This window comes from Bradyrhizobium sp. CB1015 (assembly GCF_025200925.1).
Taxonomy (GTDB): domain Bacteria; phylum Pseudomonadota; class Alphaproteobacteria; order Rhizobiales; family Xanthobacteraceae; genus Bradyrhizobium.
Window position 1 is genome coordinate 7,240,784 of sequence record NZ_CP104174.1, and the last position, 21,114, is coordinate 7,261,897.

The window sequence follows — 21,114 nt, forward strand, 5'->3', positions numbered from 1 at the left end:
GCGACGCTGGAAGCAAAGAGCGGGGATGACCTTGCAGGCGGCACGCGGTCGCTATCGGACACGTCTCGTGGCTTGGCTTCATCCCGCATCTAGCCTAGGTTCGTTTCATGGCGAACCCGCCTCGGCCGCCGCCCTTCATAGCGAGGGGCTTATCCGGCCGCGACGTCGTTCGGCCGATCGACCTGCTTGTATGAGCCGCGGCACTTGCGATGCGCCTTCAACACCTCAGCTTTGATGCTTGGCTGGAGCACGCATTTGGACGCGAGGTTCGCTTTCGGCAAGCACCTTGGTACTTCGATCCCGAGCATGATTGGTGGGATCCGCCGGCGGTAGAAGCCGTGTCTTATCTCACTCGACTGTTTGAAGACCCGGAGCCAGCACTACGGGGATTTGCCGACAGCCAAATCGCGCAGGGCATAACCTACCTTGTGAATACCAGTGCCGGAGGCGATTGCGGGTGGCTTTGTTCAACCGATGTTCCGGTCGAAGGCCGTGTTCGCTGCGTCAAGTCTGTCGCTGCTCTATTTGCCAAATTGTTCGAGCCTCGTTGCGCCCCTAGCCTGTCCCACCTGAGCGAAGCCGCTAGCAACGCACTCAACAATGTTTGCTACATGTGGTGGGATGCGTTTCCGAGCTTGGCTCTTGCCGATGATCCCGCCCTGCCAACGCTCCACGATTGCGCGCTGCAAACCATGGACCGCATCCTGCAGCTTCAATCGATCGCCTGTCAGGAAAGTGCTCTACACGGCCTTGGACACTGGCACCGCGACTACAGCGACAAAGTCATCCAAATCATCGACCGCTTCTGCGCGGCGCATGCCGCGATCGACCCGCGCCTTTCGGCCTATGCCCAATCGGCTCGGTGCGGATGCGTCCTGTGATCCGCGGGCGGTGGCGCCCCTGGTTGCGTCCCGCCCCGCGTTGAGTGCATCATCGCGACCTCCGACAGAGACGCCGGACAGCCCAAAATTGGGCTACGTGCTCATGAACGGCTTGCCGGCTGACGTCCGCTCAAGCTCCAACGGCAGTCGAAGTGTGGGCATCTCCCAGCGCCGTGAACATGCGCTTGGTCAGCGCTGGTATTGGCCGCCGGAGATGACCAGCGCGACGATGGTCTCGTCCATCGCCGAGATGAAGGTGAAGATGCCGCCAGCGACCACGCTGGACTTGATCTGCGGCAGCGTCACCGCGAAGAAGCCGCGCAGGCGGTTCATGCCGAGGCTGCGCGCGACCATCTCCTGTGCGGGATCGAACTTCTGCAGGCCCGCGAGCACGGAGATGAGGACGGCCGGGCGGTTTCCGCCATGTAATCCGTGCCCATCGCAAGCTCCCTGAGAGCCGACCATCCCTCGCGGCCCGAGGAGACCGTTGCGATAGATCAATGAGCAGGCCCCATCATCGGCCGGCGTGTATGGGCCGGACATTGGCTCGAGCTGCAGTGTGCGGCTGCTAGAAGGAAAAGCCTCGCTTCCAGAGTAGACCACATCGGCCCCAGCCTGGAGGTTTTTCCGGATCGAAAAACGGAGCTGGGACCGAGAGGTCTGCCGCTGTCTGGTCGGCAAACACAGCTTCATCCCAAGAAATCGTCCACTTGGGATTCAAATTTGTGAATCCGACTCCATGGAGTACTCCAGCCCGTGGGGGAACGAGCTGGCAATAGGTCGTGCGAAGGGTGGCAAGCAAGACCGACAGTCGAACCGAGCAGGCACGATCGCACCTCGCCGCCCGTCGCGCGGTCGCAAGCGATGTGTGGCTACCGCTTCCTGCCAGTGGGCTTGCCTCGGCGGGGGCGCTTCTTCGGCTTGGACCTTGTTGGTCTTTCGCTCTGTTCAGCCGCGAGAACTCGAGCTCGGATTTCCTCTAATTCAACCAGTGCAGAAACGATGCTCTGAAGACGTTCGCGAATTGCAGCAGCAGGAATCACCGCTCGACCGCGGGTGCTCATGGACGCCCCCAACTTGTTCTTCTTTGGGGCCGCCGTTGGCACCCGCTCGGAGTCTTCCTTTTTCGGCCAACCTAGTCGTTAACAAATTTAAACGACGACTACCGCGTCCCAGCCAGCTCGAGTTGTTCCCGGAGGGAACACTGCAGCATCCTGCCAACCGCGTATTCTCGATACCTGCGTAAGGTGTACGAGCGCCGGCAGAAAGCAGAACGGCGTGAACTTCATGCAAGGCCAGCACCTGTTTTCCGCCTGCTCGACCTTCTCGCGACTGTGGAGCAGCAGCAGCGCGCCAGGGGCGCCCCGCGGGACGATGAAGGGCGAGCGCTCAGATCGCCGGCTCATCTTTCACGAAGGAAGTCGAAATCACGGGGACGGAGTGTGGCCCGAATTGCCCGCCTCGCGTTTGGCCTTTCTCAACTCATCCACCGTTGGGACGATGGGCGGCAAGTCCCCGGCGGGGCCCAGGTCGGCGCTGCGTCGCTGAATAAGGTCGCGAACGCTGGCGTCGCGCCGGTGCAGAATGTCTTGGCGCCAATCCCGCAGGACGCGCTGACAAAGTTCGTCAAAGTCAGAAAATTCTGGATCAACCGAGTCGACAAAAACCGTGCCGCCGTAACCATTTCCCTCGACGACCCAATATTGGTCGCCTCTTGCCAGCTGGTGGATGCGGAGAGTGAAATCGTTACCGCCCGAATAGTTGCCCAATGTGAAGGACTGGATGCTTCCGTCCGGGCCGATTTTCGCTCTCAGGAACATATTGTTGTCACGCGACATTAAATCTCCTCTCTCAGCGTGGATTCCGCGCCGTTGGCTACATCCGGTCTAGCGTTTTTCGGGGTGCACGAGGCGTTGGTTGCTAGGAAGAAGGCTGATCGTGGAGAGGGCCTTCGTCGCCATTTCGACCGCTGGTGCGGCCCTAGCAGGAAAGGTCACGGCGGCCATCTCCGCAAGGCCGCTCGACCGCTCTCAGGAGCGGCGGACAAGCTACAAATAGGCCCCGACTAGCAGAACGCAAGCACCACAGTACAGCATCGTTAAATCGCGTTAACCGTAGCGTCGGCGTTGGCATATCAAAAGCGTCGTCCACGATCAGGCATTGGTGTCCCCGGCCGCAGGAACGCTACTCCCTTTTCGGCGTGAAGATCTCCGTTTCGCCGCCGAAGAAATACGCGCCTGCGCTGCTTTGGCCTCCTGCTCAGTAGCGAATTCCGCCGCCACATAAACGGTACCCCGACCGGGCTCTACCCTTTCGATCACTAATCCCCGGCGCACAAGTCGCTTCACCGCGCGGCGGACTTGTTCTCTGGTGAGCGAATGCCCCACGCCTGCTGTCATCATGATCTCCTTGAACCAGTTAGATTAGCCGATCCACTGTTGCCCCGTCCGTTAATCCCGCCGCAGCCATCAACAGCAATGACAAGCGCCAAACCTAACGTACCATTTCGGAGCAGGGTCCATGCTCTTCGAGCCGCCTTGAGCAATATGCGGCACTCCTCCGCTCTGATGAAGCAAATTCAATTTGGTCAAAACGACTAAATGTGGAGAACGCGATTAATCATTCATCGCAAGGCCTTAAGTGTGCCGAGTTGCCATCATTGAGCGTTCTCACGCCAACCCGCAGTTCGTTGGACCGGCAATCTGTCACTCCAAAGAGAGACGCCGGGTCTTTAAGACATCAGACAGTCTTCAATAGGTCGGGAATGCAGCTCTTTGCGCTTATTGGGAGGTGAGAGCTCTCGCGCCGTCGTGGCCAACAAGGATCGTCAGATTTAGTCGGTCAAAGCGAGTTCTTCAGAGACAGAGGCGGAGTTGCCATCATTGCCTTCACAAGTCCATGTTTGCTCGAGCAAATTCCGCTCTCCACATCTTCCAGCTAAAAACGAGGAATTTTCATTGCCTGAATTCTGTTTGGGATCCGATACTAAAGCGCGTTAACAAGAGGAAGTCACGGATGCCTCATTCCATTCTCGCCCCATCGAACATCAAAGAGCTACTGACGGACTTGTCCAAAGCCATCGCACGCGATCAGATCTACGTTGACTCTTTGCCCAGAGAGCAGTTTACCAGCCAATATGATGATGGCATGTGGCGTGAGTGGCGACGGAAGAATCTCTTGCTCATCGAAAGATTGATCAAGTCATCGGATGACCTGAGCCCATCGTTGTTGCGGCGATTGACCGTTGTCGCCGCTGGCTTCGACGCCGCAATCGTCCGTACTATTTTGTTGGAGACCCTCGCCGACATTGTTGGAGGCTGCCTGGCCGCCCCACCCCGAACTGCGCAGGGCTTTTTCGACGGTTTAACAAATGAGGTCGTGCGCCAAGCTCGTGGCAAACACCGCAATCCGTCCGCCCGGAAAGCGTTGTTGGAGTGGTTCGACGCCACCGATCCCCTCGCGATTGCACGCGATCCCGAGTGCCAGTACCCGGTTTCTCGTCGTCAGGTCCACTCCGATCGTACGCCATTGCGTTCGATGCGGTAATGCTCTCAGGTATGGGACGCGGATCTGATGATGCCTTGCCCCAACTCAAAAGCCGAGCTCGAGAGTTGAATACGGATCAACGAGCAACGACGACGGCGCGAACAATCGAGTGACTTCGTGAGACAGATGGCGTGGTACAGTTCTGGGATGGCAAGCTTGCCCCCTTGAGGGATCAGACGAGCGACTTGCCTTCCATTGCGATTTGTCGAAATCTCGCCGGAGCTTCGATCATGCGCGGCCACTCCGCTTCGGTGCCGGTGAAGCTTGGCGCGCGGTCTCGACGTGGGTGGGCCGCCAGCACCTCGCGAGCTCGCCCGCCGAGGCGCAGGGCGCAGAAAGCGCATACCCGGCGGTGGCGGTCTCGTAAAAACTGCCAGGGCGTCGCACCATCCGCTTTGGGCATGCAGGACTCGGCCGGCTAGACTAGCGCGGTTGGCGCGAACATGGTCTCGCATCCGGAGTTTTTGTGCTCTCCGTTAAGGCTTTCTCTTGTTCCGTTTCGGCTTGGCGCAAACTCCGACTGCGGCTTTGCTGGCCTAGCTGGCCGCGCAATGCGTCTCGTATTTCGAAGAGTTCGCGAAGTGTTTGAGCATTGTCAGATTGTGTCTCCTGCCATTCGATGCGATCCTGCGCGGTCCATAAGTGAGACTCGCGATTGAAGCGCGTTTTTTCTGCCTTATCAAATTCGATGTACTGTTCGATCTCACGCTCAACGTGATCTAGTTGCTCTTGGAGAGTTTTTGGCATCAGCCGTTCCCTCGGCCTTGCCCTCCAGCCGGCGTCAACCTTCGGCGCAATCGGCGCTGCGATCAATAGCTGTTCTGGCCCCACGGATATCTGAACGTTGATTTGGTACGTAAGATGATGCTGGTGCCGATGCGACTTACCGCATCTGCCTCAGAGGCATGTGTTCGAGCGGAGTTCCGAGCGGGCGAGCGAACGCAAGTTGGATCCTCATATGGGTCACCGCGCTCCATTGGCTTCGATTTGTGACTTATTGGAGACCGCCGCTACCATCAGCCGATTTTTCAACATCGATGACAGGCGCAAATTTTGGCCGCAGCACGAGCAATAAGATTGCTGCAGAAAGGACTGGCATTCCGCCGCGGTTGGAGCGTTACTGCGTCGGCCGGGCGCGCAATCGCGCCGTCGGTATCTCACCTCGCAGATGCGGGGCTTCAGGCAGTGCGGCGAGCAGCGCCGCTGTTGTAGGAGATACCAGTGCGTAGCGTGCAGAGTGATGGCCGGGCCGAGCCACAGTATCAAATCATCAGGTTCAATCCGAACGACCGCCGCCATTTCATCGGCGGCTCGGACGCCCGCACCATCATGGGAGATGACCAGGAGAGCCTCATCCGCTTTTGGCGTGAAAAGCGCGGCGAAGCAGAGCCTGAGGATCTCTCGAACAATCTTATTGTCCAGCTCGGCACGGTCACTGAGGTCTTGAACCGCGCCTGGTATCAACGAGCGAGCGGCCACACTATCAAGGACATCCAGAAGCGCGTCCGTCACCCCGTTCACAAATGGATGGCGGCGACGCTGGATGGGACCGTCGAGCAGACCGGCGCCGTGTTCGAAGCCAAGTTCATGCTGCCTTGGGCCGTCACGGAGGAAGCTGCGGCCGAGAAGCACATGGCGCAGCTGCAGCACAACATGTGGGTCGTCGCCGCCCGCAAATGCGGTGCTCTCGATCGTCACCGGGGGTGGCGGTTGAGATCAAAGTCCACGCCGACCCGCTCTACCAACATCTTACTTCTCACCGTGACGAGGCCTCGCTAGCTTCATTTCAATAAGCAGACTCCAAGGACAGAATGATGGAACAGGAGCAGGCGGCTTCCGGGCCACGGGCGGCACCAGCGGCCCCATCGAGATCGAGCGTATCCCTGCTCCACGATTGTGCACCGATTGCCTCACAATTGTCATAGCGCTTCCATTGCATCGCAATATACTTCGCCTAGCAATCAAGAAATGTCAGGCGAAGTTTCGATGATCAGACATGCGGCCTGCATGCTGGCCATAATGTATTGCGTTTGCAGCCAGCCCGCCTATTCGAGCTACGAATCTCAAGCGGTGACGCCACCGCTGTCATTCTCACAATTCTGCATTCAATATCCCGAAGATTGCCAGCGCCACGACGATCGCAGGATCCGAGACTTCCGCTCCTCAATTCAACGTTGGCGAGAACTCGCCCAGATCAATTCAACGGTCAATTTCGGCATAACGCCGAAAGATCCACCCGCAAGCCGGCGTGACGCGGAGTGGCAGATATTCCCTTACGAAGGCAATTGCGGCGACTATGCCGTCACCAAGCGGCACCTGCTGCTACGATCCGGCTGGCCCAGTTCAGCACTCCTTCTCGCAGAAGTCATCATCCGAGCAACCGGAGAGCACCACCTCGTGCTGCTCGTGCGCGAGGGAAGAGCGGTTCTCGTGCTCGACAATCTAAGCCCGGTCGTCACGCCGCTGGTCGACGCATTGGATCGGTTCACTATCGTGCGTGCGGAGTCAGGCACGGATCCACAACGATGGACGCGGGAAGTTGTAGTCTTCTAACTCTGGTGACAACCGGCTCGTGCCTGAAAAGCCGTCACCAGATCCAATCCGTTTTTTCCGCGCGGCTCGGACGCTTGGTAGTCCAGCTTCGGCCAAGGGCGGAACGAACGCCACTGAAGTCCACTGCATCTCTGTTGGGGGATAGTTGGCCTCACCGCCTGAGCCAAACGCCGTTAATCTAAGCTTGATTTTCGCTCCGTTTCACCCTCCCTAACCAAGTCAATTTCGTGTAAGCACAAATTTCAATTTTGGGATTGATATGACAAAGAAACGAGCACTTATTACCGGCGTCACCGGGCAGGACGGCGCCTATTTGGCTGAACTTCTTCTGCAGAAGGGATATGAGGTCCACGGCATCAAGCGCCGGACCTCCCTCTTCAATACGGACCGCATCGATCATCTCTATCTCGACCCGCACGAGCCCGATCCGCCCTTCCGGCTTCACTACGGCGATCTGACGGATTCTTCGAGCCTGATCCGGATCGTCGGCCAAGTGCAGCCAGACGAAATCTACAATCTCGCGGCACAGAGCCACGTTGCCGTTTCGTTCGAAGAGCCCGAATACACAGCGAATTCCGACGCTCTCGGCACTCTGCGCATCCTCGAGGCCATGCGCATTACCAGCTTGGAGAGGAAGGCGCGCTTCTATCAAGCGTCGACATCTGAACTTTACGGCTTGGTGCAGGAGATCCCGCAAAAAGAGACGACGCCGTTCTATCCGCGTTCACCGTACGCGGTTGCCAAGCTGTATGCCTACTGGATCACGGTCAATTACCGCGAAGCTTATGGGATGTATGCCTGCAACGGCATCCTCTTCAACCACGAATCTCCGGTCCGCGGCGAGACCTTCGTGACCCGAAAGATCACCCGCGCTTTGGCGCGGATCCATCTGGGACTGCAGGAAAGGCTTTATCTGGGTAATCTGGATGCCCTGCGCGATTGGGGACACGCGCGTGACTATGTCGAAATGCAATGGCTGATGCTGCAGCAGGACAAGCCGGAGGATTTCGTGATCGCTACGGGCGTGCAACATTCTGTCCGAGAGTTTGTCAGTGTCGCTGCCAACGAAGTCGGCATGACAGTTCGCTGGGACGGAAGCGGCGTCGAAGAAAAAGGATATGACGCCAAGAGCGGCAAGTGTGTCGTTTCGGTCGATCCCCGCTATTTCCGCCCCACTGAGGTCGCGACGCTTCTGGGTGACCCCTCAAAGGCCAAGCAGAAACTTGGCTGGGAGCCCAAGACGTCGTTCGAAAACCTGGTTCGAGAAATGATGAAGGAAGATCTCGAATCCGCAAAGCGCGACGAACTCATCAAGCAGCACGGGTTTAGATATTATCCGCGACACGAGTGATCTTGCAGATCGGCCAGAAAGGCGACCAAGCCAAGCAAATGAGCGCCCCGTTGCGGCGCTCATTTTTTTCGGATGACGTCGCCGCATCCAACTGCAATCGAATGCCTAGGGCGACCGAACGGCATCCTCCACCGGAAGCCCAATATCGTTGGCAACGCCCGTCAGGCCCTCATTCGTCTGCCCTGCCGCATTGCCCTGCCCTGTCATGGCCTCCGACCACCGGCGCACGATCGTACGTCGATCCCAGCGATCAAGGGCTCGCCTTCTTCCTTCTTCGCCGTAATGCTCACGCAGGGCGGGCGCTTCGCTGAGCTGGCAAATTGCAAGCTCGAGAGCCGACGAATCTCCCGGTGGAATCACAAGGCCCGCATTCGTGACTTCCGCCGCCAGGCCGGTGCCTTCTTCAGCCATCGCAATGACCGGCCGAGCAGATGCAAAGATCGCACCGAGCTTCGAGGGCAATACCAGATCGGCCGCCTCCGCCTTCTGCGGAATCAGGTGGAAATCGGCCGTGGCCATCAATTGATTGAAGCTGTCATTGGGTTGAAGCCCCAGGAAGTGGACATTGGGATGTCCCGCGGCAAGCTGCTCGAGCCTCATCTTGTGAGGCCCTTCGCCCGCAAGGATGAAGTGGATGTGCGGGTGACTTCTCTCTAAACCAATCGCAGCCTCGATCACGAGATCAAGGCCTTGCTTGTTGGACATCGTGCCGGAATACAGTCCCACGATGTCGCCCTCAGCCAGGTTCAGCTGCTGACGGTATTTGGTCGCTCGAGGCCCCGGGCAGATCGCAGTGGTGTCGATCCAGTTTCTCACCTCCGCGGTTTTGTCGGGCCGCAGTCCCTTGATCCTCAACCGCTCCACCATCGCATGAGAGATGGTTGAAACGTTATCGAACGATTTGAGGATTGCCGCTTCGACTCGAAGCATCCACTTCCGCAAAGAAGGATTGCGCAGCAGACCAAGATCGAACGCGGCGTCCACCTCGAAATCCTGCACGTGAAGCCACGATTTGGCACCGACGCGACGAGCTACGAACGAGACGAAGGCAGCCGACATCAACGATGGTGCGACGGCGATCATGACGTCGGGCCGCCAGGATAGCGCTTCAAAAAGCACTGGCGCCGCACTCGTGAGCGCGAATGAAGCGTGATGGACCAACCGTCTGATGCCAGTGGGATGTCCGGGCACATAAATCGGCGTACGCGTTACTTGAACACCGTCAACATCTCTCGATCTGAAGTAAGAGGATTTGAACGCCGGAGGGGTCTTCCAGGCGGGATAGTAGGGAGGCGCCGTAATCACTCTGACTTCATGACCTTCGGCTACCAGACTTTCGCAGAGCTCGGCGTTATATTTCGCTACGCCGATCAGATCTGGGGCATAATTGATGCCGACCAAGAGAACACGCATAAAGCCCGCCCCAATTCAAACTTCAGAATAAAAAACTCTCTAGCAATCTAACCAGTCTACTCAGCGCGTTGCGCCGACTTCCACATGACGCCCGTAGCCATGGAGATAATCTGCATAGGCCGATGCGAGGCCGGCCCGCAGGGCAACTTTCGGCTGCCAACCAAGCGCTCGGATTCTCGAGCTATCCAGCAACTTGCGTGGTGTTCCGTCAGGCTTGGAGGTATCGAACGCGAGCTTGCCCCCATAGCCCACGACCTCCGCGACTGTGGTCGCGAATTCGGCGATCGACAATTCATCGCCAGTGCCAACATTGATCGGCTGGTCACTTGAATAGTTCTTCAGAAGGAAAACGCAGGCATCCGCAAAATCATCGACGTTGAGGAATTCGCGCAGCGGCGTGCCGGTGCCCCACACCGAGACGCTGGGTGCATTGGCGAGCTTGGCTTCGTGGAAGCGCCGGATCAACGCGGCCGGGACGTGACTCTGATCCGGATGATAATTGTCGCCGCGGCCGTAGAGATTGGTCGGCATCACCGAGATGAAATCATCGCCATATTGCCGACGATACGCCTGGCACATCTTGAGGCCGGCAATCTTGGCGATTGCGTACCATTCGTTGGTCGGCTCTAGCGGCCCGGTCAGCAATTCGCTTTCGGCGATCGGCTGCTTGGCGTGCTTGGGATAGATGCAGGACGAGCCGAGGAACAGCAGGCGCCGCACACCAACCGCGTGACTTGCGCGGATCACGCTCAATTCCAGCGCAAGGTTGTCGCAGAGAAAGTCGACCGGGAAATTGTTGTTGGCTGCGATCCCACCAACCTTTGCAGCGGCATGAACCACGACCTCCGGGCGATTGAGCTCCAGCCATCTGAGCGTGGGCTCTTCCTTTGTCAGATCCAGCTCACGCCGGTCAGCCGTCAACACGGTGCAATTCTCTGACGCAAGCCGGCGGACGACAGCTGATCCCACCATGCCGCGGTGACCCGCGACGAAGACACGTTTGCCAGCGAGATCGTAGGTTGAAGCCCCTGTCATTGTATCCTCTGTCAGCGTCCGTTTGGCTGGATCGCACCACCTGACGAGATCCGGCGACCGGTCGCATTACGCAATCACGCTGCCGATGCAGCCCCGCCGAACTGCTAACACAATCTTCACCATGCGACAGCCTGCCCCGGCCCGACAAAGATATTCATGGTGAACCTGCGCTGCGCGCACAAATGATCAGCACACAATGAAGCAAAAACAAGCAAGGCAGCCGCATCGATTTGTGCGACTGCCTTGAAAACGATCGGTGACAGGCGGCAGCCGCCGCTCGGTTTACTTAGTACGCCCGACGCAGGACAGGACCGACAGGCGCGCAAACGCGATCCATGTACCAGCCATAGGGCGTCTCGACCCGCACCAACGGACAGTGGCGCCGCGGCACATACCGATATGGATACGGCTGCGCCCAGAACGTAGCGGGCGTCACCTGGCTCTCGCCTGTGAGCAGGGCGGCCGGCGCGGGCATCTGCATTGCGGCGCTCGCTCCGCTCGCTGCGCAGAAGGTAACAGTTGCCGCCAAAAGACCTGCTCGCATCAACGTCTTAAACATCCAAAAAGCTCCTCGCCCCTGCGGATTTGATCCCCGACCCGCGCTTGTCAGACGCCCAGCCGACCAACGTCACGGTCCGTAAAGCCACTCCGCGACTAGCCCAAATAGTGAACCGAACTTTACCAAGGCCAGCGGCCGAAATGCAACCGATGCGGGGGCGACCAAAGGCCCTTTGGGACGATATAGCGCGCAAGTGTGGCTTCTTGGTCCTATTTTTCCTCGCTCCAGGCGCCGGGAGCAGCGAGGTCGGGTGAACGGCGGTACACATCCCGAAGGAACTGGTAGTTGACCGTCTGAGCCAAAGGCACGTCTTCCTCGCCAAGCTTGGCGAACAGGAGGATATCCCGAAGCGTCCGCCAGCGGCTTTCGTCGTAGTCGCCGATGCGGCCGCCCGTCGGCAGCACCAGCGGGCGCTGCTGCTGCAGCTCGAATTTCAGCCGCTCGGAATTCAGCCTGGCCGGGCCGGTGCCGGCGAGAACGGGCACGCTCCGTGCATAGTCCGCGTAGGCAAATTGCCATCCTCGAATGAGCCCCTGAAGGACGTCGGCAATCACGGACGGCTGGTCATGGATGAGATCATTGCTCGCGAAATAGACCTGGCCCGGGACATGGATGCCGTAGTCCTGCGGCTTGATGACGTTCAGCTTCACGAAGGTCGGAAAGGAGGGATCCGGCTGCTCGTCGATGGCGGCGATGATCGCATCCACCTGCCCGGCCCTCAGGGCTTCGAAGCTGTCGCGGTCGGGCACCTTGGTGATCTGGCTTCGGGGAAGCCCGAGCTGCGCCATCATCGCATCGAAGACGACGTCTCCCTCGCTCGCCCTGCGGTATCCGACGCGCTTTCCGACCAGATCGGCCGGCCGACGCAAGCCGGAGCTTTCGAGCGTGAAGATCGCGACAGAGGTGTCGAGGAAGCTTGCGGCAAACGCAGTCACGGGGACGCCGCGCCAGCTCGCCAGCAGGAAGTTCTGGCCACTCGTCACGCCGATGGCATGTTGGCGTGCAATGGTTTGGACGAAGTCAGGGCCTTCGGGCTGAGCCGACACCTCGATGCGGGAGGAGAAATATCCCTGCCTGGATGCGGCGAGCTCGCCGGCAAACCGCGCGCCATAGGGCCCATCAAGGAGGAGCTTGACGGCGACAGGCCTGGACGCCGTCGGAGCTCGGATGGGGGCTGCATCGGGACGAAGAAGCAGAAGCACGAGTCCCACCAAGGCGAGGGCTGCAAGGCCAATGGCGAGGTAGCGCTTCCCTCTCGACCGGGTTCGCCGCCGGGACTGGGTGCGAGGCAACGAGGACTTCCTAACGGGTTGTGAAATTTAACATATCAGTCGAGGCGGGATGGGGTACAATGCACGCTTGTGGGGTAAGGTTAATTTTTCCTTCGCCTTGTTCTAACAGCGATTTTGCCCGATAGCACGGCTTGTTCGGGCTAATGAATTTTGCGTCAATGGGTTTGGCAGGATGACAATTCTTTCCACTCGGCCGGTGCCCGTCGCTGATTCTGCGACGGAAATTCGTGTGGTCGAGCCGGTCGCGTCCGCATCTCACGGCTTTGCGCCGAGCTGGCTGCGACCTGTGGTTGTCGAGCGGCTGCTGGCGGTGGTGGATGCGGCGTTGATCGTGGTCAGCGGCATCGGCTGCGCGGTCGGGTATCACCTCATCACCGCGGGCGTGCTCGGCAAGGCGGATGTCTATGCGGCGGCGAGCGTGCTGGTGGCCATCAATTTTGTCCTGCTGACGGTCGTGCAGCGGGGCTATCGCCTCAAGACGGTCACCAACCTGCCCCGCACGTTCCGGATGACGCTGACGACCTGGACCTTCCTGTTCGGCGCGCTCTTGGCGATCGCCTTCACGATGAAGGTCAGCGACGAGTTCTCCCGCGGCACCACGATCTCGTTCTACCTGGTCGGCCTTGCCGCCCTGCTGGCCTGGAAGACCATCGCCGCGCGCTGGACCGCGCATGCCTTGCGCACCGGCGCCTTCGCCAACGGCCGGGCGCTTCTGATCGCCGAGTTCGGCCTTGCCACCTCGTCCAACGCGGTCGACGACCTCGGCCAGCACGGCTACCGCCTGATGCGGGTGATGGAGATCCCGGCCAAGCAGCTGGCTTCGCCCCTGCTGCTGTCCTCGCTGGCGCCGCGCTTCGAGGAGCTGATCAATTACGCGCGCGAGCAGCGGATCGAGCACGTCTTCCTCCTGATCAACTGGAGCCGGCAGCATGCGATCGACAGCATTCTGGACGCGCTGAAGATCCTGCCCGTGCCGGTGCATCTGGTGCCGGACCCCAACACGGCGCGTTTCCTGCGCTATCCGCTTTCCGGCACCGGCAACACCTTCACCGCCGAGCTGCGCCGCGCCCCGCTCACCTGGCGCGAACGCGCGCTCAAGCGCGCGCTGGACCTTGCCGGCGCCAGCCTTGCGCTGTTCGTGTTCGCGCCGGTGATGCTGGTGACCGCGCTGCTGATCAAGCTGACCTCGCCGGGGCCGGTGTTCTTCCGCCAGACCCGCCACGGCTTCGGCGGGCGCGCGTTCAGGATCTTCAAGTTCCGCACCATGCGCGTGCTCGAGGACGGCCCGACCATTCAGCAGGCGCAGAAGAACGACCCGCGCGTCACGCCAATCGGCAAATGGCTGCGCAAGACCTCGATCGACGAGCTGCCGCAGCTCCTCAACGTACTCAAGGGCGACATGTCGCTGGTCGGCCCCCGCCCGCACGCGGCCGCCCACAACACCGAATATGAGCAGATCATCGGCAACTACGCCTTCCGCCACCACGTCAAGCCCGGCATCACCGGCTGGGCCCAGGTTAATGGTTATCGCGGAGAAACCCGCACGCTCGACCTGATGCAGAAGCGCGTGGAGTATGATCTGTGGTACATTAACAATTGGAGCGTGGCGCTGGATCTTAGGATCATCATGCGAACCGCTTTCGGAGTGCTAAATAGCTCTGCGTATTGATCTCATTCAGGCCGACCACGCTCCCCATGTCTCCAAATCGACGTTTCATCGTGGCGATCGGACAGATTCCGCCGCCAACGGACGGGCTCGCCTACATCACTTCCGAATACGTCAAGCTTTTTGCCGAGGACCACGAAGTCAAGCTCCTGAACATTTCGCCCAAAGTTGGAAAGCGAGGTCTCGCGTATCATCTCTCGAGAGCTACTGTCGTGCTGCTGGCGTCCGTCCATCTGTTTTTGAATGCACGGCGAGACAATCGCGCCTGCTACATGCCGTGCCAAAGCGATTTTGGACTGGTCTACACTATCTACTTGTTGGCGTTAGCCCGCCTCTTTCGTTATCCGACTTACCTTCATCATCACAACTTCGGCTACATAAATGAGCGCCGTCAGCTGATGGCCCTTGCCCTCAGAATAGGCGGACCAAAGGTCGTCCACATTTTTCTGTGCGAGAGGATGCGAGATGCCTTTGGCAAAGCGTACTGGAGACCAGATCGACCCATCGTCATCTCGAACGCGGCCTTCGTAGTGCCCAAGAGCAGTCGGACTGTCCGCTCGCCAGATGAGCCGCTGAAGATCGGATTGCTCAGCAACCTCAATCGAGAAAAAGGGCTTTATCTGTTCCTCGATCTGCTGCGGGCGACTCGCGACGAGGGCCTGAATGTCCAAGGAACACTTGCCGGGCCATTACGCGAGCACAACGACGAAATCGCTCTCAACCTCGCCCGCCAAGAACTCGGTGATCGCCTGAGCTACGTAGGTCCCCTTTACGGTGAGGACAAGCTTAGATTCTACGAGTCAATCGACGTGTTCGTGTTTCCGACGGTATACGCGAATGAAGCGCAACCTACAGTACTGTTTGAAGCACTAGCAGCCGGCAACCTCGTTGTTGCATACGACAGGGGCTGCATAGCATCTCAGGTTGGACAGAATGGTTTGATGATCCCGCAAGGAGAACCTTTCGTAACCAATGCCCTGACCTGGCTTCGCACATTGGAAGGCAGATTTCAGCCTGAAGGGCGCACTGATATCATTCATGAAGCATCAGAGCGGCATATCCTCGAGAAGGAAAGGGCACGCTACGCACTCTCGGTTGGAGGCGCATAGTAATTTATGGAGGGTTCAGATTATCGAAAGCGGGCACGATCCGGGACCGGCCTCTTATTCGCCCAACGCATCATTTCGTTTGTTCTCAATATAAGCCAGATTGCAATAATCTCTCGACTTGTGGAGCCGAGCGAGTTCGGCCTAGTGGCCATCGCACTATTCTTTTCTACGCTGTTTTCTGTTTTTCGAGATTTCGGCCTGCCTTCAACAGCAATCCAACTAAAAGAGCTTCAAGACGATCAGCGTGACGCGCTTTTTTGGTTCAACTTTGCTGCGACCATTGTACTCGTTCTCGTCCTTCTCCTGTGCGCGAGTCCAATCGCTTCGCTATATGAGCAGCCACGTCTCACTCCTGTTCTCATGGTCGCCACGCTAAACTTCTTTCTCTTAGGGGCTACAGCTCAACACGCTGCTCTCCTTCGAAGAGAGCTGCGCTTTGGCTGCATCTTCGCAGCTGAGGTGGGCGGGCTGATACTTGGGTGGCTTTCCACGATTGTATTGGCCTATTTTTTTCGAAATGCACTCTCTCTAGTACTCGGCGCTGCGCTTCAAGGTGCATTCTCCGGCACTGGGTACGTCGTGTTCGGTAGATGGCTCCCCAGCCGTCCGACACGCCTGAGCCGTCATTTGGAACTTCTAACTTTTGGAGCGAACGTAGCCACGTTCTCGGGACTAAACTTTCTGTCTAATAACATTGCAGCCGCTTTAGTCGGTCTGTGGAGTGGAAGTGCCGCTGCTGGCCTGTTTTCGCGAGCGCAATCCCTTTACTCGCTTCCAACATCGTTCCTCCTTGGTCCCTATCTCCAGGTTCAATTCCCGCTCTTGTGTCGGATTGCTCACGTGCCGAGCGAGGTACAAAAGGAATATCACAACATTTTGGTGGTGTCCGGGCTAGTATACTTCACGATAGGGCTAGCGCTTCCCTTCATATCAAGTGATCTGGTAGTTCTGCTCCTTGGTCCTTCTTGGGAAGAGGCTTCCAGAATATTGGTTTGGCTGTGCCCAGCTCTCTTTGCCCTCGGCTTTATCGCGCCATTTGGGCAATTTATGACAAGCCAAGGACGAGTTCGCGAACTTCGAATCTGGAGTGCGGCTGATTTATTTTTCCGCGGCGGAGGCGCTGTTCTCGGCTGCCTCTATGGCCCGCAAGAAGCTGCAGCCGGTTTCTCCGCAGGAACATTACTCGCAGCAACGCCCATCATCATTTGGATCACCGCCAGACAAAAGCCGATCTCCATCGCTGATCAACTAAACGCTGCAGTTCCAGGATTAGCTACTGCCATCTGCACAGCATCTGTGACCTTCGCAACCAAGGCGCTCTGCGGGGAGTTCGGGTTGGCCAACGGTCCTATTCGCCTTACCGTCGTTGTACTTGTCGCCGCCGCGACGTGGGGCTTAATGGTTCTGCTTCTCCCGACAGCTAGGCGAGTCATCTACTCAGTAGCGACCCGAAATAAGGAGGCAATCAAGTGAAGTTTGGTGCAGGCAGTAGGTTGGCAACTTTTCTGGCCGACGCAAATCGCAGAGTTGTTGCTCGGACAGGCGTGGCACCGGCACAAGAGCCAGTATACCAGAACATCTTCGATCGGGACATTCAGGCCCTCGGGCTTACGAACGACTTCTACGCAGTGGGTGCGGCCGCTAACTATAGCTTGCTATACGTACTACTTCGTGCCGTGAGACACTTCTCCTTTCAACAAATCGTCGAATTGGGGGGCGGACAATCTACTCTGCTGCTAAATCAGATCGTTCAAGCCAAGCTGAGCAGCGCTAACGTTCTTACAATCGAAAGCGATCGTCGATGGCGCGACCTCCTCCAGTCGAAGGTAAGTCACGAGGTGCGCTTAATTGAATTGTCTCAACAGCAATATGATGGCTTCAGTTTCTCTGGTTACGACTTGTCAGCCACAAAACTTCCTACTGCAATCGACCTTTTCATCATCGATGGACCTGCCGGCGGGACAAAGATCAACGCTCTTTCCCGATTTGGCGCACTTCAAATCATCCCGTCGCTCAACCGCGACGGTTTCTTGATCGTAGTCGATGATGCAGAACGTTCGGGTGAAAATGCGCTGTGCGAAGCAATTGAGAAAAAAATAAGGGAGATGGGCATCGACTTTCAAACAGGGATCGTTAAAGCAGCGAAACAACAACGGCTCTTTGCCGCCGGTAAATTCTTGCCCGCCGCCTTCTATTGAAGGCTTCTCGTCAGACTTAAAGAGTCAACATTGCTGGATGGATCCATAAACAAAGCAAGTAGCTTAACGTGATCACCCGCAGACATCTCCTCGCGCTAGCAGGCGCATCAACAGTCTCGACTGCGTCCGGGCACGCCGCGTTCGTGGACGTGCAAAGTTTTGGTGCGCTTGGAGATGGAGTTACCGATGACACGGAATGCATTCAAAATGCAATCGAGCGAGCATCGAGCGCCGGCGGAGGCCTCGTTTATATACCCGCGCGAGACATTTCGAAGGGACGATATTGGCGACTAACCCACCCGCTGCTCCTTAGATCAGGTGTGAGATTAGTCGGGGACGGATCTGGAAGCCTGTTATACAACGACAGGAAAAACAGCACTACCTTTATGGACCAGGCCGTCGTTCTGCCTGGAAACTATCATCCTCAATTCTTAAACAGCTTAGTATTTGATCAAGTCACACTTGATGGCGCCCGTAACGTTGTCCTTCTAGACAACAGCAAAAGGCGTTATTCATCCGGACAAACAGTCTTCATCCGATCAACTGACTACGTTCCCGGAGCAGAGTTTTCTGTTTCAACCATCACGATTATCTGCCGCGTTCTTTACGCTACATCTGACCGAGTCCATTTGGACCGGAGTGTGAGTTTTGATGGAGCTCTCGTAATGGCTCCGAGTGATGACGAGATTGAGTGGCGCGCCATAGGCACTTTGAGCCGATGCTTTGTATCGGTCGATTCTGCCGTTCGCAATTTGGCGATCAAATCGCATGGCTTTTGGATCGGAGACAGTTCGGCGCGAGGCTGCGCTTTTTCTGACTTAGCGATCGACGCCCGAGTGGCCGTCTACGGAAACTTATTCCAAGACTGCTCTTGGACCAACATCGAAGCAACGTTTGATCGCATGGCAGTCGAGCTGTCGTGCAACTCCATGAACGTCTCCGTAAGCAATTTGAGGGGAAAGATGACGAAAAACCCTCCTGGCCCGAACCACCAAATCATAGCGATACAAGAGTCTTCAATAAATTGTACCGTCTCCAATTTTTCGATTAACGCCTCAGCATTCAACAAGTTCGGATCGGTAGTGAGATTCGGACCATCGTCATTTTGCTCCGTATCTGACGGCGAGATCTCATGCGAGGAAGCTCGGGGTGCCGTAATATCTTTCGACACAGGTGCTTCAAGTGTCGTCAGCAATACCATTAACAATGTGTCTTTCAGCGCCTCGGCTGCACAGCTTGGAGTTCTGTTTGAGGCGAGGAACTCGGGGATCGTTTCGAACAATGTAGTGAATGGAGTTAAGATAAGGGGACTAACTCGCGCGCCGGCAGCGAGGATGGGCGGTCGAAACAACTCGATAAGCAACAGCGAGCTAACCGGCAATCTTGTAGAGATTACAAGTCAGGCACAAGATTGCGTGATTCAGGATAGTCTACTGCCGAGACAAATAACCAATCGGAGCAATCAACCAACTTCGATTATTCTACGACGAAATAGGTCATCGTCTTGATTTTCGAATTACTTTGATCGAGCGCGCATGCGTCTAAGGCTTCGACTTGCTCGTTCCCCCTCGATGCGCACCGCTCTTCTCTCAGGAGGAACAACCATGAGAATAGCGTACAACATCCCCATCACAATTAGGTAGGTCCACAAAATCCGGGACGCAGTGAATAAGTCGGACCTCCATAGAGAAAAAACGTAGAAATAGAGAACAAACGCCTCAATTTGACGGCTCGGCTTCATCGAAATCCGATATTGAAGCGCTGAGAGGCAAGCGACAAGAATTGTAAATAAGAGCGGGCCTCCAATCGTCCCGAACTCTGCTATCAGCGTACCCGCACCAGACAATGTTATTTCAGACCCGGTGTTTTCGAACCGGACCGGGCTTACAAACTGGGTGAACAGCGAACTAGGCGGCTCAGGCTTGAATGGAACCGCTGCCCGCGGCACGGGGAAGAACAGGGAGGCTGTCAGGGAGTAGAATGGGTAGGGCAGCTCAAAACTTGTAGTTGCAACAGCATACACGCTCTTCCAAATCGCAAAGCTTTCAGACTCGACGAGCGTTTCGAACCAAATGTCCTGATTACCTTGCCCACGAAAACCGGCGTATCGAACATACGCAGTATAGATCTGCAATACAACGAGAAGAGGAATGAAGCCAAAGATGAACATCCGAAATGGACGAGGGGGCCGCCCATTGGCGAGCAGCGCGCATAGCAACAGCAAGAAGGCTGACACTATGTTGCCGCGCCCCCCTGACAATCCCGCAACTACCGTGAAGGCGGAAACTCCACCTAGACTCCAAGCGAGCGAGTTCGACTTAAATATGAGGTAGAGAGAGGCGACTAACAGAAAGGGAGATGCATTCAAGATCACAAAGGCAGCATCCTTTTTGTACTGGCGCGCGCCTACTGCCTCAATAAATGTAAAGAAGCCAAGCTCGCGTATCTGCCAAAAGAGAAACCCACAAAGCAGAAATGCAACCATGAGGAAGAGCGCGCGAGCAGCCCGACCTTCACGCTGTCGCGTGCGATCCACACCAACTGAGATGGCCTGCGGCACGAGCAACTCCGTCAAACCAGCGAACAGCCAGAAGCACAACAGATTGCCTGTCTGCAGAGCAACCAAAAGTGACTCATCACAGTTGAGCGTCTGCTCGCCGATCCGGAAGCTCTTGTACTGCGAAGCGAACAGAAACTGGAAAGCTAGGAGGGTGAAGAACGCTGAATTGAGCAAACGTATGTCCAGCGGCCAATATCTCTGGGACGGAGACTTGGTCACCCAGCGGACGCTCAAAAAGCAGATTGAAGCGAAATGCGCTAGCGACACCAATACCAGCAGAAGAAAATCATTAGGCATCAATCAACCACTGGTGTCGTTCGGAGGAAATACTTCTCAGTTCCGGTAAGGTTTCGTATGGACCGTGCGGGCATACCCGCGACCAAAGTGAGAGACTTAACCACTCCATTTACCACTGCCCCGGCAGCAACGATAGAGTTGTCCTCCAGAATGGACCCCTTCAGAATGGTGACCCGGGTGCTAACGAGCACGTAACGGCCTACACGCACTTCGGCCGTCAGTTGCTTTGACTCGCGTGGATCTATTCCGTGGGTCCAGATCTGAGAGCCTCGACCAGCAATTGTTGTAAACGCTCCTATTGTAACTTTGTTGGCACAGTCCACCCGATGCTCGTGGGTAATTGCAGCACCGTCTTCCATCACAAATACGCAGTTTTGCTCTGAATAGGGATAGAGCTGGGTCCCGTGGCAGCCCGAGATGATATTGAAATTCCCAATGATCGCATTCTTTCCGAGCCGAAACTCTGAGAGATTCTTGATCAGAGTTGCATGTCCAATCCTGCTATCGCTGTCGATAGCAACTTTGTCGGCAACTACGATTGAAAATCCTATACGAGCTGATGGACTGATCTCATACCCAAGTAGGCGGATCAGAACTTGGCGCCTCAGGTACCACGGAAGCAACCAGCCCACGATCTGCAGCAGTATCGACACG

The 21,114-nt window shown here is 57.0% G+C and carries 17 protein-coding genes and 3 pseudogenes; 10 read left to right on the forward strand and 10 right to left on the reverse strand.

Annotated elements, in window-relative coordinates; translation table 11 throughout:
- Window positions 1–209 precede the first annotated feature (209 nt).
- Window positions 210–881: a hypothetical protein gene (locus N2604_RS33830; RefSeq protein ID WP_260372297.1), complete on the forward strand. Its 672-nt coding sequence runs from the start codon at window positions 210–212 to the stop codon at window positions 879–881.
- A gap of 160 nt (window positions 882–1,041) precedes the next feature.
- Here the strand turns inward: N2604_RS33830 and N2604_RS33835 are convergent.
- Together N2604_RS33835 and N2604_RS33840 are read right to left on the reverse strand one after the other, a co-directional pair.
- Window positions 1,042–1,292: pseudogene (locus N2604_RS33835) on the reverse strand (ABC transporter permease); the annotation flags it as partial.
- A 1,016-nt stretch (window positions 1,293–2,308) separates the two neighbouring features.
- Window positions 2,309–2,719, reverse strand: coding sequence for a hypothetical protein (locus N2604_RS33840; RefSeq protein ID WP_260372298.1), 411 nt, complete (start codon window positions 2,717–2,719; stop codon window positions 2,309–2,311).
- A gap of 1,177 nt (window positions 2,720–3,896) precedes the next feature.
- Here N2604_RS33840 and N2604_RS33845 point away from each other — a divergent pair.
- Window positions 3,897–4,427, forward strand: coding sequence for a hypothetical protein (locus N2604_RS33845; RefSeq protein ID WP_260372299.1), 531 nt, complete (start codon window positions 3,897–3,899; stop codon window positions 4,425–4,427).
- Window positions 4,428–4,599: 172 nt separating this feature from the next.
- Here N2604_RS33845 and N2604_RS33850 read toward each other — a convergent pair whose 3' ends face one another.
- Together N2604_RS33850 and N2604_RS33855 are read right to left on the reverse strand one after the other, a co-directional pair.
- Window positions 4,600–4,830 (reverse strand): hypothetical protein, encoded by a 231-nt coding sequence (locus N2604_RS33850; RefSeq protein ID WP_260372300.1) that lies wholly within the window; start codon window positions 4,828–4,830, stop codon window positions 4,600–4,602.
- A gap of 20 nt (window positions 4,831–4,850) precedes the next feature.
- Complete coding sequence (locus tag N2604_RS33855; RefSeq protein ID WP_260372301.1) at window positions 4,851–5,174, reverse strand: hypothetical protein; 324 nt, start codon at window positions 5,172–5,174, stop codon at window positions 4,851–4,853.
- 519 nt (window positions 5,175–5,693) lie between these two features.
- Between N2604_RS33855 and N2604_RS33860 the strand changes: the two are divergent.
- The 3 genes and pseudogenes from N2604_RS33860 to gmd all read left to right on the forward strand — a co-directional run.
- Window positions 5,694–6,178: pseudogene (locus tag N2604_RS33860) on the forward strand (YqaJ viral recombinase family protein); the annotation flags it as partial.
- Window positions 6,179–6,413: 235 nt separating this feature from the next.
- Window positions 6,414–6,980, forward strand: a complete 567-nt coding sequence (locus tag N2604_RS33865; RefSeq protein ID WP_260372302.1) for a transglutaminase-like cysteine peptidase — start codon at window positions 6,414–6,416, stop codon at window positions 6,978–6,980.
- A 259-nt stretch (window positions 6,981–7,239) separates the two neighbouring features.
- Window positions 7,240–8,331, forward strand: a complete 1,092-nt coding sequence (gene gmd / locus N2604_RS33870) for a GDP-mannose 4,6-dehydratase (protein WP_260372303.1) — start codon at window positions 7,240–7,242, stop codon at window positions 8,329–8,331.
- A 105-nt stretch (window positions 8,332–8,436) separates the two neighbouring features.
- Here the strand turns inward: gmd and N2604_RS33875 are convergent, their stop codons facing one another.
- From N2604_RS33875 to N2604_RS33885, 3 genes are all read right to left on the reverse strand, one after another.
- A complete protein-coding gene (locus tag N2604_RS33875; protein ID WP_260372304.1) occupies window positions 8,437–9,744 on the reverse strand; it encodes a WcaI family glycosyltransferase in 1,308 nt (435 codons plus the stop codon).
- A gap of 60 nt (window positions 9,745–9,804) precedes the next feature.
- On the reverse strand, window positions 9,805–10,779 hold the full coding sequence (locus N2604_RS33880) for a GDP-L-fucose synthase (protein ID WP_260372305.1): 975 nt from the start codon (window positions 10,777–10,779) through the stop codon (window positions 9,805–9,807).
- A gap of 768 nt (window positions 10,780–11,547) precedes the next feature.
- A complete protein-coding gene (locus tag N2604_RS33885; protein WP_260372306.1) occupies window positions 11,548–12,540 on the reverse strand; it encodes an ABC transporter substrate-binding protein in 993 nt (330 codons plus the stop codon).
- A gap of 319 nt (window positions 12,541–12,859) precedes the next feature.
- On the opposite strand from N2604_RS33885, the gene N2604_RS33890 reads away from it, so the two are divergent.
- From N2604_RS33890 to N2604_RS39860, 5 genes and pseudogenes are all read left to right on the forward strand, one after another.
- A complete protein-coding gene (locus N2604_RS33890; RefSeq protein ID WP_260372307.1) occupies window positions 12,860–14,299 on the forward strand; it encodes an undecaprenyl-phosphate glucose phosphotransferase in 1,440 nt (479 codons plus the stop codon).
- A 50-nt stretch (window positions 14,300–14,349) separates the two neighbouring features.
- A complete protein-coding gene (locus N2604_RS33895) occupies window positions 14,350–15,405 on the forward strand; it encodes a glycosyltransferase family 4 protein (protein WP_260372308.1) in 1,056 nt (351 codons plus the stop codon).
- Between the two features lie 6 nt (window positions 15,406–15,411).
- The gene (locus N2604_RS33900) at window positions 15,412–16,878 is read left to right on the forward strand and encodes a lipopolysaccharide biosynthesis protein (protein ID WP_260372309.1); all 1,467 of its coding nucleotides are present in this window, start codon (window positions 15,412–15,414) and stop codon (window positions 16,876–16,878) included.
- A complete protein-coding gene (locus tag N2604_RS33905; protein WP_260372310.1) occupies window positions 16,875–17,603 on the forward strand; it encodes a hypothetical protein in 729 nt (242 codons plus the stop codon). Before N2604_RS33900 ends, N2604_RS33905 begins: the two co-directional genes overlap by 4 nt.
- 149 nt (window positions 17,604–17,752) lie before the next feature.
- Window positions 17,753–18,028, forward strand: a pseudogene (locus tag N2604_RS39860) (glycosyl hydrolase family 28-related protein); the annotation flags it as partial.
- A gap of 419 nt (window positions 18,029–18,447) precedes the next feature.
- Here the strand turns inward: N2604_RS39860 and N2604_RS33910 are convergent.
- The 3 genes from N2604_RS33910 to N2604_RS33920 form a co-directional block, all read right to left on the reverse strand.
- Complete coding sequence (locus N2604_RS33910; protein ID WP_260372311.1) at window positions 18,448–18,885, reverse strand: hypothetical protein; 438 nt, start codon at window positions 18,883–18,885, stop codon at window positions 18,448–18,450.
- 234 nt (window positions 18,886–19,119) lie between these two features.
- Window positions 19,120–20,460 carry a hypothetical protein gene (locus N2604_RS33915; RefSeq protein WP_260372312.1) on the reverse strand — a complete coding sequence of 447 codons (1,341 nt, stop codon included), beginning with the start codon at window positions 20,458–20,460 and terminating at the stop codon, window positions 19,120–19,122.
- A complete protein-coding gene (locus N2604_RS33920; protein ID WP_260372313.1) occupies window positions 20,460–21,113 on the reverse strand; it encodes a hypothetical protein in 654 nt (217 codons plus the stop codon). Before N2604_RS33920 ends, N2604_RS33915 begins: the two co-directional genes overlap by 1 nt.
- Window position 21,114: the final 1 nt, after the last annotated feature.

Bases quoted from the DNA above. Each gene is read 5' to 3' on its own strand.
- N2604_RS33850 (WP_260372300.1), bottom strand. From the start codon at position 4,830: ATGCCCAAAGCGGATGGTGCGACGCCCTGGCAGTTTTTACGAGACCGC.
- N2604_RS33915 (WP_260372312.1), bottom strand. From the start codon at position 20,460: ATGCCTAATGATTTTCTTCTGCTGGTATTGGTGTCGCTAGCGCATTTC.
- N2604_RS33840 (WP_260372298.1), bottom strand. From the start codon at position 2,719: ATGTCGCGTGACAACAATATGTTCCTGAGAGCGAAAATCGGCCCGGAC.
- gmd (WP_260372303.1), top strand. From the start codon at position 7,240: ATGACAAAGAAACGAGCACTTATTACCGGCGTCACCGGGCAGGACGGC.
- N2604_RS33880 (WP_260372305.1), bottom strand. From the start codon at position 10,779: ATGACAGGGGCTTCAACCTACGATCTCGCTGGCAAACGTGTCTTCGTC.
- N2604_RS33830 (WP_260372297.1), top strand. From the start codon at position 210: ATGCGCCTTCAACACCTCAGCTTTGATGCTTGGCTGGAGCACGCATTT.
- N2604_RS33855 (WP_260372301.1), bottom strand. From the start codon at position 5,174: ATGCCAAAAACTCTCCAAGAGCAACTAGATCACGTTGAGCGTGAGATC.
- N2604_RS33875 (WP_260372304.1), bottom strand. From the start codon at position 9,744: ATGCGTGTTCTCTTGGTCGGCATCAATTATGCCCCAGATCTGATCGGC.
- N2604_RS33865 (WP_260372302.1), top strand. From the start codon at position 6,414: ATGATCAGACATGCGGCCTGCATGCTGGCCATAATGTATTGCGTTTGC.
- N2604_RS33845 (WP_260372299.1), top strand. From the start codon at position 3,897: ATGCCTCATTCCATTCTCGCCCCATCGAACATCAAAGAGCTACTGACG.
- N2604_RS33900 (WP_260372309.1), top strand. From the start codon at position 15,412: ATGGAGGGTTCAGATTATCGAAAGCGGGCACGATCCGGGACCGGCCTC.